This window comes from Paraburkholderia sp. (assembly GCF_036488505.1).
Taxonomy (GTDB): Bacteria; Pseudomonadota; Gammaproteobacteria; order Burkholderiales; family Burkholderiaceae; genus Paraburkholderia.
Genome location: NZ_DASXHN010000055.1, coordinates 1 through 11,595 on the forward strand (window position 1 = coordinate 1; position 11,595 = coordinate 11,595).

The 11,595-nt window shown below is 63.9% G+C and carries 12 protein-coding genes; 9 read left to right on the forward strand and 3 right to left on the reverse strand.

The annotated features are described in order from the left end of the window. The 4 genes from VGH68_RS03240 to ftsB all read left to right on the forward strand — a co-directional run. On the forward strand, positions 1 to 1,612 hold a 1,612-nt coding region (locus VGH68_RS03240), incomplete at its 5' end, for a CTP synthase (protein WP_331602063.1). Further along, the gene (kdsA, locus tag VGH68_RS03245; protein WP_331602064.1) at positions 1,609 to 2,463 is read left to right on the forward strand and encodes a 3-deoxy-8-phosphooctulonate synthase; all 855 of its coding nucleotides are present in this window, start codon (positions 1,609 to 1,611) and stop codon (positions 2,461 to 2,463) included. The genes VGH68_RS03240 and kdsA, both read left to right, overlap by 4 nt. Before the next feature lie 174 nt (positions 2,464 to 2,637). Then, entirely contained in the window at positions 2,638 to 3,921 is a 1,284-nt protein-coding gene (eno, locus tag VGH68_RS03250; protein WP_331602065.1) for a phosphopyruvate hydratase, read from the forward strand. A gap of 111 nt (positions 3,922 to 4,032) precedes the next feature. Continuing rightward, complete coding sequence (ftsB, locus tag VGH68_RS03255) at positions 4,033 to 4,467, forward strand: cell division protein FtsB (protein ID WP_331602066.1); 435 nt, start codon at positions 4,033 to 4,035, stop codon at positions 4,465 to 4,467. A 148-nt stretch (positions 4,468 to 4,615) separates the two neighbouring features. Here ftsB and VGH68_RS03260 read toward each other — a convergent pair whose 3' ends face one another. The 3 genes from VGH68_RS03260 to VGH68_RS03270 all read right to left on the reverse strand — a co-directional run bounded on the left by VGH68_RS03260 (position 4,616) and on the right by VGH68_RS03270 (position 6,827). Beyond that, on the reverse strand, positions 4,616 to 5,002 hold the full coding sequence (locus VGH68_RS03260; protein WP_331602067.1) for a hypothetical protein: 387 nt from the start codon (positions 5,000 to 5,002) through the stop codon (positions 4,616 to 4,618). Between the two features lie 286 nt (positions 5,003 to 5,288). Further along, positions 5,289 to 6,239, reverse strand: coding sequence for an Hsp33 family molecular chaperone HslO (gene hslO, locus VGH68_RS03265; protein ID WP_331602068.1), 951 nt, complete (start codon positions 6,237 to 6,239; stop codon positions 5,289 to 5,291). Between the two features lie 63 nt (positions 6,240 to 6,302). Further along, complete coding sequence (locus tag VGH68_RS03270) at positions 6,303 to 6,827, reverse strand: gamma carbonic anhydrase family protein (RefSeq protein WP_331602069.1); 525 nt, start codon at positions 6,825 to 6,827, stop codon at positions 6,303 to 6,305. A 380-nt stretch (positions 6,828 to 7,207) separates the two neighbouring features. Here VGH68_RS03270 and VGH68_RS03275 point away from each other — a divergent pair, with 380 nt between their 5' ends. The 5 genes from VGH68_RS03275 to VGH68_RS03295 all read left to right on the forward strand — a co-directional run bounded on the left by VGH68_RS03275 (position 7,208) and on the right by VGH68_RS03295 (position 11,593). Beyond that, positions 7,208 to 8,158: a ferritin-like domain-containing protein gene (locus VGH68_RS03275; protein ID WP_331602070.1), complete on the forward strand. Its 951-nt coding sequence runs from the start codon at positions 7,208 to 7,210 to the stop codon at positions 8,156 to 8,158. Positions 8,159 to 8,226: 68 nt separating this feature from the next. Beyond that, positions 8,227 to 9,111, forward strand: a complete 885-nt coding sequence (locus VGH68_RS03280) for an alpha/beta hydrolase (protein ID WP_331602071.1) — start codon at positions 8,227 to 8,229, stop codon at positions 9,109 to 9,111. A 155-nt stretch (positions 9,112 to 9,266) separates the two neighbouring features. Further along, complete coding sequence (locus VGH68_RS03285; protein ID WP_331602072.1) at positions 9,267 to 10,097, forward strand: 3',5'-nucleoside bisphosphate phosphatase; 831 nt, start codon at positions 9,267 to 9,269, stop codon at positions 10,095 to 10,097. A gap of 80 nt (positions 10,098 to 10,177) precedes the next feature. Then, a complete protein-coding gene (locus VGH68_RS03290) occupies positions 10,178 to 10,813 on the forward strand; it encodes an L-threonylcarbamoyladenylate synthase (protein WP_331602073.1) in 636 nt (211 codons plus the stop codon). A 117-nt stretch (positions 10,814 to 10,930) separates the two neighbouring features. Continuing rightward, positions 10,931 to 11,593 carry a site-2 protease family protein gene (locus VGH68_RS03295; RefSeq protein WP_331602074.1) on the forward strand — a complete coding sequence of 221 codons (663 nt, stop codon included), beginning with the start codon at positions 10,931 to 10,933 and terminating at the stop codon, positions 11,591 to 11,593. Positions 11,594 to 11,595 lie beyond the last annotated feature (2 nt).

An 11,595-nucleotide genomic window follows, 5' to 3' on the forward strand; every position in this document is an offset into this window, starting at 1 on the left:
GGGTATTGCCGCCGCTTCCCTCGCCGCGATCCTCGAATCGCGCGGTCTGAAAGTCACCCTCCTCAAGCTCGATCCCTACATCAACGTCGACCCCGGCACGATGAGCCCGTTTCAACACGGCGAAGTGTTCGTGACGGAAGACGGAGCGGAAACCGACCTCGACCTCGGCCACTATGAGCGCTTCATCAGCACGAAGATGCGTAAGGCCAACAACTTCACCACGGGTCAGATTTACGAATCGGTGATCCGCAAGGAACGCCGCGGCGATTATCTCGGCAAGACGGTCCAGGTCATTCCGCATATCACGAACGAAATCCAGGCATTCGTCGAACGCGGCGCCGCATCGGCGACCTGCGGCGAGCCCGATGTCGCGATCGTCGAAGTCGGCGGCACCGTGGGCGACATCGAATCGCTGCCGTTCCTCGAGGCCGCGCGTCAAATGAGCCTGCGCCTTGGCCGCAACAGCGCGTGCTTCGTGCACCTGACGCTCGTGCCGTGGGTTGCCACGGCCGGTGAACTGAAGACCAAACCTACCCAGCACAGCGTGCAGAAGCTGCGCGAAATCGGCATTTTGCCGCACGTGCTGCTGTGTCGCGCCGACCGCCGCATTCCGGACGACGAGCGCGCGAAGATCTCGCTGTTCTCGAACGTGCCCGAAGACGCGGTCATTTCTGTGTGGGACGCGGACAGCATCTACAAGATTCCGCAGATGCTGCACGACCAGGGTCTGGACGCGATCATCTGCGAAGAACTGAAGCTCACGCCGAAGCCGGCGGACCTGTCGCTGTGGGCCGAGCTCGTCGAGAAGCTGCAGAATCCGAAGCACGAAGTGACGATCGGCATGGTCGGCAAGTACGTCGATCTGACCGAGTCGTACAAGTCGCTGATCGAAGCGCTGCGCCATGCGTCGATGCATACGTCGACGCGCGTGAACATCGAATACATCGACTCCGAGGAAATCGAAACGCAAGGCGTCGATAGCCTCCGGCATCTCGACGCGGTGCTCGTGCCGGGTGGCTTCGGCCGTCGCGGCACCGAGGGCAAGATCGCCGCGATCCGTTATGCGCGCGAAGCGAAGGTGCCGTATCTGGGCATCTGCCTCGGTATGCAACTCGCGGTGATCGAATTTGCCCGCGACGTCGTCGGCCTGAAGGACGCGAACAGTACCGAGTTCGATCAGGAAACCAGGAACCGCGTGGTCGCGCTGATTACCGAGTGGTACGACCGCGAAGGCCGCGTCGAGAAGCGCACCGAAGAGTCCGACCTGGGCGGCACGATGCGCCTTGGCTCGCAGCGCTGCCCGATCAAGCCCGGCACGCTGGCTGAAGAGATCTACGGCACCGACGTAAACGAGCGCCATCGTCACCGTTATGAGGTGAATAATCGTTTCGTGCCCCAACTCGAAGGCGGCGGCCTCATCATTAGCGCCCGTACCCCGAGCGAGGACCTGCCGGAAATGATGGAACTGCCGCGCAGCATGCACCCATGGTTCGTCGGCGTGCAGTTCCACCCGGAATTCACGTCCACACCGCGTGACGGTCATCCGTTGTTCAAGTCATTCGTCGAAGCGGCACTCGCGCATCAGCAGTCGAGGGTCGAGGAGAAAGCATGAAACTGGGCGATTTCGACATCGGTCTGGACAAGCCGTTTTTCCTGATCGCCGGTACCTGTGTCGTCGAATCCGAACAGATGACGATCGACACGGCCGGCCGCCTGAAGGAAATCTGCGCGAAGCTGAACATTCCGTTCATCTACAAATCGTCGTACGACAAGGCTAACCGCAGCAGCGGCAAGTCGTTCCGCGGTCTGGGCATGGACGAAGGTCTGCGGATCCTGTCGGAAGTGAAGCGCCAGCTCGGTCTGCCGGTGCTCACCGACGTTCACGCCGAACACGAGATCGAACAGGTGGCGTCGGTGGTCGATGTGCTGCAAACGCCTGCGTTCCTGTGCCGTCAGACCGACTTCATCCACGCGTGCGCGCGCTCGGGCAAGCCGGTCAACATCAAGAAAGGTCAATTCCTCGCGCCGCACGACATGAAGAACGTGATCGACAAGGCGCGCGACGCCGCGCGTGAGGCGGGGCTGTCGGAAGACCGCTTCATGGCCTGCGAGCGGGGCGTGTCTTTCGGCTATAACAACCTCGTGTCGGATATGCGTTCGCTCGCGATCATGCGAGAGACCAACGCGCCGGTCGTGTTCGACGCGACGCACTCGGTGCAATTGCCGGGCGGACACGGCACGAGTTCGGGCGGTCAACGCGAATTCGTGCCGGTGCTCGCGCGCGCCGCGGTGGCGGTGGGCGTCGCCGGGGTTTTCATGGAAACCCATCCCAATCCGGCGCAGGCCAAGTCGGACGGGCCGAACGCGGTGCCGCTCCATCACATGGCCGACCTGCTCGAGACGTTGGTGACGCTCGACAGGGCCGTCAAGCGCGGGCCGTTTCTCGAAAGCAATTTCAACTGATTTAGGCGTTCGCCGCGTGCCACGATTTTCACAAGTTATCTCGAAAATCGGCGTGGCGAATCCGCACGATGGTTGTCGAGCGTATCGGTGCATGGGGATGTCTGCCGGAGAGACCGGCAAGCGCGCGATACAGTGTCGTAGTAAAGAATTCACCGTCATTTCTTTGAGGAAACCATGAGTGCTATCGTAGACATCATCGGTCGAGAGATTCTCGATTCGCGAGGCAACCCCACCGTCGAATGCGACGTGTTGCTGGAATCGGGCACGATGGGCCGCGCGGCGGTGCCCTCGGGCGCGTCCACCGGTTCGCGCGAAGCGATCGAGCTGCGCGACGGCGAAGCCGGCCGTTACGGCGGCAAGGGCGTGCTGAAGGCCGTCGAGCACATCAACACGGAAATTTCCGAGGCGATCATGGGCCTCGACGCTTCCGAGCAGGCTTTCCTCGACAAGACGCTGCTCGAACTCGACGGCACCGACAACAAGTCGCGCCTCGGCGCGAACGCGATGCTGGCCGTATCGATGGCCGTCGCGAAGGCCGCCGCTGAAGAAGCCGGCCTGCCGTTGTACCGCTACTTCGGCGGCTCGGGCGCGATGCAACTGCCGGTGCCGATGATGAATATCGTCAACGGTGGCGCGCACGCGAACAACAGCCTGGACATCCAGGAATTCATGATCGTGCCGGTTAGCCAGCCGACCTTCCGCGAAGCACTGCGCTGCGGCGCCGAAGTGTTCCACGCGCTGAAGAAGATTCTGTCGGACCGCGGCATGAGCACGGCGGTCGGCGACGAAGGCGGCTTCGCACCGAACTTCGGCAGCAACGACGAGTGCCTGTCGACGATCCTGCAGGCGATCGAAAAAGCCGGTTATCGCGCTGGCGAAGACGTGCTGCTCGCGCTCGACTGCGCAGCCAGCGAGTTCTACCACGACGGCAAGTACCAACTGGCGGGTGAAGGCCTGCAATTGTCGTCGACTGAATTCGCGGACTACCTCGTGAACCTGGCCGACAAGTTCCCGATCGTGTCGATCGAAGATGGTATGCATGAAAGCGACTGGGAAGGCTGGAAGACCCTGACCGAGAAGCTCGGCAAGAAGGTTCAACTGGTCGGCGACGATCTGTTCGTGACCAACACGCGCATCTTGAAGGAAGGCATCGAGAAGGGCATCGCGAACTCGATCCTGATCAAGATCAACCAGATCGGTACGCTGACGGAAACTTTCGCGGCGATCGAAATGGCCAAGCGCGCTGGCTACACGGCGGTGATTTCGCACCGCTCCGGCGAAACCGAAGATTCGACGATCGCTGACATCGCGGTTGGGCTGAACGCCGGCCAGATCAAGACCGGTTCGCTGTCGCGTTCCGATCGCATCTCGAAGTACAACCAGCTGCTGCGCATCGAGGAAGATCTCGGCGACATCGCCAGCTACCCCGGGAAATCGGCGTTCTACAATCTGCGCTAAGTCACAGCCGGTTTTGCTCGCGCCAATCGATGAGCCCGTTATCCTCCGTTTTTGATTGACCTCGCCGCCCTGCGTATAGCGCAGGGCGGCGTGTATTTATGTGCTTACTTCATGCGGCTTGTCACTGCTGTCCTGATCGTTCTGCTGGCGCTCATTCAGTACCCGCTCTGGTGGGGGCACGGCGGCTGGCTGCGCGTGCATGAGTTGCAGCAGCAACTCGCGCAGCAACTGCAGAAGAACGCGGACGCGAAGTTGCGCAACGAGCGCATTCAGGGGGAAGTGCAGGATTTGCAGAACGGTACCGCCGCGGTCGAGGAGCGGGCACGCTACGAAATGGGCATGGTCAAGGACGGCGAGGTGTTCGTGCAGTTCGTGTCACCGAACCAGCCGTTGCCGGCGCCGAGCGTGCCGTCGGCGAACACGTCGACGCGTGGCGAGGTGTCGGCTGCACCGCTGCATGTGGTGCCGAATCCCGAGTCGCGCGCAAAGCCGGATCGCAAACGTGGCGGCAAGGCGGCTACGAAAGAGAAGAAGACGGCGCACTGAGCAGGTGCTACGGCGCAGACATCGACCCGAACGGAGCATGCAAAAAGCGCGGTGTATCTAAACCGCGCTTTTCTCTTTGGTGCGACCCAGCTATGCGCGGCTCTCACCAGCCGCCGGCTCGCCAGCCCCCCCGACTCACGCCCTCCGGCTACCAGCCCCAACGCGGTCCAAAGCCGACACCCACACCGGTCCCCCAGCCACGGCCCCAGCCACCGGTCGAAAAACCGGCTGAAAAGGTCGCCGGCGACGACGGCGAGTAATAGCGCGGCCACGCCTGAGCGGCGGCTTGCGCGGCCATCGACTGATCCTGTTCGAACATCACTTGCCGGTCGATCGCGTCGTAGTTTGCGCGTTCGTCCGGCGTGAGTGGCGGGGTGGTGCTAGCGGGCGCAGTCTGATCGGCCGGCAGGCGGCTCAGGATCGGCGACGGCCCCGGTGGATCGATCGAGCAGCCGGGTAGCGCAGCGCTGCCCAAAAGCGCGGCCAGTGCGGCCAGCATGTTCGCATCGCGTATCAACGAAGGGAAAGGCTTCATGGTCGAATCTCCATCGTCCCGATGCGTTGGCAATCTGAACCAGCGTGTGCCGCACGCATCGCAACGAGCCAATGCAACGAGCCAATGCAACGAGCCAATGCAACGATCCGGCGGTAGCGATAGAAACGCGATGCTGAAAGCAACGCGCCGCCCGAGCCGTGACGAGGCCAACGGGCGGCGCGGTGGAACCGGCTGTCGTAAAGAGCGATCCAGACGGTAGGCGGTGCAAGGTGCCTGTCGAGCCCGCCCTGCGACGGTTCGCCCAGCTATGGCTGCTGCTGCGTTATCAATGCCGCTGATCGGCCGCCGGTGTCACGCCTTGTGAGAGTCCGCCGGCAACGAAAAGTTGCGCGACGTCGACCGGGTCGAACTCATAGCGCTGATTACAAAACTCGCAATGAATCTCGACGTGGCCGCGTTCCTCGATCACGCCATCCACTTCGTCGCGGCCCAGCATTTTCAGCATTGCGCCAACTTTTTCGCGCGAGCACGTGCATTCGAAATGCGTCGGGACAGGCTCGAAATGCAGCACGTTTTCCTGCCAGAAGAGCCGGCGGAAAACCGTCTCCGGTTCCTCTTTCAGCAATTCATCCTGCGACAGCGTGCCGCCGAGCGTGCATACGCGCTCCCACGTATCCGCGTCGAGCTGGCCCGGATGCGGGACGATGCCACCGTCGCCCGGCAGCTTTTGCAGCAGCATGCCGACCGCGCGCTCGGTGTTCGCCGCGAGCCACATCCGCGTGTCGAGCTGCTCCGAGTGATGCATGTAGTGCTCGAGCACTTCGGCGATGGAGTTCAGCGGACCGTCGATGCCCGAGAGCGGCACGATACTCTGGTACGGCTGCTGGCCGGGCTGCTTGTCGGCCGGATCGAGCGTGATCACGCAACGGCCGTGGCCGCTCGCATTCACCAGATCGACGAGCGACGTCGGGCTTTCGACCAGATCGCTGCCGTCGCCGGAGAGCTTGGCGGTCGCGCGCATCGTCAGATTCGAGCTGCACTGCACGACCAGCATCTTGACGGGGCCATCGCCGAAAATCTGCATGACGAGCGTGCCGTCGAACTTGAGGTTCGCCGACAGTAGCGCGCACGCGGCCATCATTTCGCCGAGAATAGTCCGCACGGGCACCGGGTAATCGCGGCGCGTCAGCACCTCCTGCCACGTATTGCGCAGGGAAACGATCTCGCCGCGCACCGGCGCCGCGCTAAACATGAATTTTTGCAACTGGTCGCTCACAACTTTTCCTTGGTGAATGACACGGCGCGACGCCGTGCCGTTGCGCGCCGGCGTGCCGGCCGTCTAGCCGATGCGCACGAGCTGCGCCTTGAAATACTCGCGACGCCCGGCATAGCTTGCCGCGCCGCGCTGCATGTTGGCGATATCCGCTTGCGTCAGTTCGCGTACCGCCCTCGCGGGCGCGCCCAGGATCAGCGTATTGTCGGGAAACACCTTGCCCTCGGTGACGATGGCGCCCGCTCCAACCAGACAGTTGCGGCCGATCACCGCGCCATTCAAGACCACGGCCTGGATTCCGATCAGCGAGCCTTCCTTGACCGTGCAGCCGTGCAGCATCGCCTGGTGACCGATCGTGACGTTCGGCTCGACCGTCAACGGGAAGCCGGGGTCGGTGTGCAGCACCGCGTTTTCCTGCACGTTGCTGCCGGTGCCGATCGTGATCGGCTCGTTGTCGCCGCGCAGCGTCGCGCCGAACCATACGCTCGCGTTTTCCGCGAGTGTCACGTTGCCGATGATATTCGCCGAATCGGCGACGAACACGCTCTCATGGATGATCGGGGCGGCTTCGCCCAGCTTGTAAATCGTCACAATGTCTCCTGTTGACGGGTCGACCTGCGCGCGGCGCGGCGGCCTTGCTTCGGCCACGCGGTGTGGGGCGGTGGACGCTTTGCCACCAGCTTGATGAACACGTCGAAGGCGCGCCGGTGGTCGAATCGGGTATTGTAAACGGTTGTGTGTTTCGGTTACCGGCGTGATCGCGCTGGCGCGCCGGGCGATTTCCTCGTGGGTCTGCTCGAAACCGCGCGGTAACACCGATGCATGCGCGGACCACCGCGCCGCTGATGGGCAGCACTGTTGATGCCAAACCGGGCACGCTATAGGTTCGTTTTCCGGTCGCGCCTGCCACGGCGCGTCCCCGCCGCTATTTATCTGTTACTTGCGCTGTTTCTGGTGCCGATCCGTTCGTCATGACGTTTGCCGCTTTGCCCGTTTCTTCCCCTTCCCGTGTATCGGAACGTGCCGACGAGCCATATTGCGCGCGCCGGGCTGCGCTTGCTGCGTTGCGCGAACGCGATCCGGCCACGAAGGCGGCTTCGGCTCGCACACTGTATGCGCACGTGCTCGACGGCCGCGCGAGCTGGTCCCCCGACATCGACCTCGCCGAGTCCGCCGACCTGCCCGGCCGTCCCGCGCGGCCCGAACTGGTCGAACCGCGCCAACTCGGCCGGCGCAGCATGCAGTCGCCGCAAGGCCGCGCGGTGCTGCTGCATGCGCTCGCGCACATCGAGTTCAACGCGATCAATCTCGCACTCGATGCCGTCTGGCGCTTCGCCGGGATGCCCGCCGCGTTCTATACCGACTGGCTGAAGGTTGCCGCCGAGGAGGCCCACCATTACTCGCTGCTCGCCGCGCGTCTTGGCGAATATGGTCATGACTACGGCGATTTCCCGGCGCACGGCGGCCTGTGGGACATGTGCGAGCGTACCCGCGGCGACGTCGTCGCACGCATGGCGCTGGTGCCGCGCACGCTCGAAGCCCGCGGCCTCGACGCATCCCCGCCGATTCGCGCGCGTCTGCAGCAGGCGGGCGATCAGACATCGGCAGCGATTCTCGACGTGATACTGCGCGATGAAATCGGCCATGTGCTGATCGGTAACCGCTGGTTCCGTCATCTGTGCGACGCGGGTGGCCTCGATCCTCACCAGACCTACCAGCGTCTCGCCGACGAATATCACGCGCCGAAGCTACGCGGCCCGTTCAATTTCGAAGCGCGTCGAGACGCCGGCTTCGACGACGCCGAACTCGCCGCGCTCGCAGGCCAGGACGCACAGGCAGAGCCGCCAACCGTGCCACGAACCGTGCCACGAACCGAACCGCCAACCGAACCGCCAACCGGCCATCGAGCGTCCCTTGGATAATCCGCTATCACCGGCCGTCTCTGCATCTCTATAATCGAACGACCATTCTTTTTCGGGTGCGCCGTTTCATGAATACTTCCCGCTCTGAGTTCGTAGCCGCGCGCGGCGTCCGTCTGCATGTGCGGCGTTGGGGGCGCTCGGACGCGCCGATGCTGTTCATGCTGCACGGCTGGATGGATGTGGGCGCGTCGTTCCAGTTTGTCGTCGAGGCGCTCGGCGACGGCTGGCAGATCGTTGCGCCGGACATGCGCGGTTTCGGCCTGTCCGACTGGCCGGTCGCCGAACGCGGTGGCGGCAGCTACTGGGTGCAGGACTATCTCGCCGACCTCGACGCGCTGCTCGATCACTATGCGGCAGCTGGCGAGGTGAACCTCGTCGGGCACAGCATGGGCGCGAACGTCGCTTGCCTGTACGCGGGGGTGCGGCCGCAGCGCGTGCGGCGCGTCGTCGATCTCGAAGGCTTCGGGCTTGCGCCGTCGCATCCGGCACAGTCGCCGAAGCGGCTGCTCAACTGGCTCGACGAGTTGCGCGATCCGCCGCAACTGAAACGTTACTCATCGCTCGACGAGGTCGCCGCCCGCCTGATCAAAACCAACCCGCGGCTCGATCCGCGGCGCGCGCAATTCCTCGCGCAGCACTGGTCGAAGCCGGACGGAGAAGGGCGCTTCATGCTGCTCGCCGATCCCGCTCACAAGGTGCGCGGCCCGACGCTGTACCGGCTCGACGAAGTGATGGCGGTGTGGCGCAAGGTGAGCGCGCAGGTGCTACACGTGGAGGCCGCCGGTTCGCCTACGCTCGCGCAGATCGCCGGCGACATCCCGCTGGACGAATTCAAGGCGCGCTTTCAGGCGTTTGCGCACTGGCGCGAGGAGATCATCGATGACGCGGGGCACATGGTGCATCACGACCAGCCGGAGCAAATCGCGGCGCTGATCGACGGGTTCTGCGCGTGACGCCGGTCGGAAACGGTCCCAGTGCGGCATCCCTCCGGTACTGGATTCGCGCGGCCCCGGAACGACGGGCCGGCGCCGCGAGATAGCGCTGCGGGCCCTTACCGCGTTGCAGTAAAATGGTCGAAGAACCTTTTCAGCCCACGATGAAAGCCGCGATGAACGCCGATCTTCACTGTCACTCCACCGTTTCCGACGGCCGGTTCGCGCCGGGCGACGTCGCGCGACGCGCGCACGCGAACGGTGTGACGCTGTGGGCGCTCACCGATCACGATGAAGTGGGCGGCCAGCACGAGGCGCGCGCCACCGCCGAGGCACTCGGCATGCAATATCTGAGCGGCGTCGAGATTTCGGTCACATGGGCGGGGCGCACGGTGCACATCGTCGGGCTGGGCATCGATCCGTCCAGCCAGGTTCTGATCGACGGTCTCGCGCGCACCCGCGACGGCCGTGCCGCCCGCGCCGAGGCTATCGGCGAGCAACTGGGCGCGCTCGGCATCCCCGATGCGTATGAAGGCGCGCTCGAGTACGTATCGAATCCCGACATGATGTCGCGCACGCATTTCGCGCGCTTCATGGTCGAGCGTGGCCACTGCAGCACCACGCAGGAAGTATTCGACCGCTACCTCGGCGATGGCAAGCCGGCCTGCGTTGCGCACCGGTGGGCCAAGCTCGCGGACGCGCTCAGCTGGATTCAGGCGGCGGGCGGCGAGGCGATCGTCGCGCATCCGGGCCGCTACGCCTATTCGCCGCTCGAATTCGACGCGTTTTTCGGCGAATTCATCGACCTGGGCGGCAAGGCGATCGAGGTCGTCACAGGCAGCCATACGCCCGACCAGTACCGCGAGTACGCTGAGGTCGCGCGCCGCTTCGGTTTCGAGGCGTCGCGCGGGTCCGACTTTCACGCCCCCGGCGAAGGCCGCATCGAACTCGGCGCGCTGCCGCCGCTGCCGGCCGATCTCAAGCCCGTCTGGGAACGCTGGCTGTGACCCCGCACCGTGCCATGACGGCACGTCGAGCGCGCGGTACGCCACTCGCCGCGGGTCAGCCGCGGTCATCGTGAGTCACCATGTCCCAGTACTTCCGGATCCATCCAGACAATCCGCAGCCACGCCTCGTCAAGCAGGCAGTGCAGATCATCAATGACGGCGGCGTGGTCGCGTTGCCGACCGACTCGACCTATGCGCTTGCCTGTCATCTCGACGACAAGGATGCGGTCGAGCGTCTGCGGCGCATTCGCGGGCTCGACGAAAAACAGCTGTTGTCGCTGCTCGTGCGCGATCTGTCGGAGCTCTCCAATTTCGCGATGGTGGACAACCGGCAGTATCGGCTGATCAAGTCGGTGACCCCCGGCCCGTACGTGTTCGTGCTGCAGGCGACCAAGGAAGTGCCGCGGCGCGTGTCGCATCCTTCACGCAAGACAATCGGCCTGCGCGTGCCGGATCACGCAATCACACTCGCGATTCTGGAGGAACTCGGTCAGCCGCTGCTCGGATCGACGCTAATCATGCCCGGCGAGACCGAGCCGCTGAACGATCCCGAGGAGATCCGCGCGCGGCTCGAAAAGCAGTTGGACCTGGTGATCGATGGCGGCGCGTGTGTGTGCGAGCCGTCCACCGTGATCGATCTGACAGGCGCCGAGCCGGTGCTGGTGCGCGCAGGGCGCGGCTCACTCGCGCCGTTCGGCCTCACCGAGGCCGCATGAGCGGCAACGGACAACGGCCGGAAGAGCCGCAACAGCCGCAACAGCCGCAACAGCCGCAACAGCCGTAAGAGCGAAAGCGGACAGAGATGGGCAACCGCGTTGTTACAATAGCGAGTTATGGATTCTTCCCTGATACAGACCATTGCGGTGTACGCGCTGCCGGTGATTTTCGCGATCACGCTGCACGAAGCCGCGCACGGTTACGTCGCGCGCTGGCTCGGCGACAACACCGCCTATGTGCTCGGCCGTGTGTCGATCAATCCGATGCGACACATCGATCCGCTCGGCACGATCGCGATTCCGCTGCTGCTCTATTTCGCAACGAGCGGTGCCTTCATGTTCGGCTACGCGAAGCCGGTGCCGGTCGCGTTCGGCAATCTGCGCAACCCGCGCTGGGGCAGCCTGTGGGTCGCGGCGGCCGGGCCGTTGTGCAATTTCATTCAGGCACTCATCTGGGGCTTGTTCGGCATCGCGCTCGCGGTCTTCAATGTCGACGAACCGTTTTTTACCCGGATGGCGGGCGCCGGCATCGGCGTGAATCTGGTCCTCGGCGTGCTGAACCTGTTTCCGCTGCCGCCGCTCGACGGCGGCCGCGTGTTGATGGCGCTGCTGCCGCCGCGCCAGGCGATGACACTCGCGCGGCTCGAACCGTACGGTTTTTTCATCGTGATGGCGCTGGTAATGACGGGTACCCTTACGCGTTACTGGCTCAATCCGCTCGTCACGTTCGGCTATAGCGCGCTCACCGCAGTTCTGACTCCACTTGTCTCGCTTTTCTAATA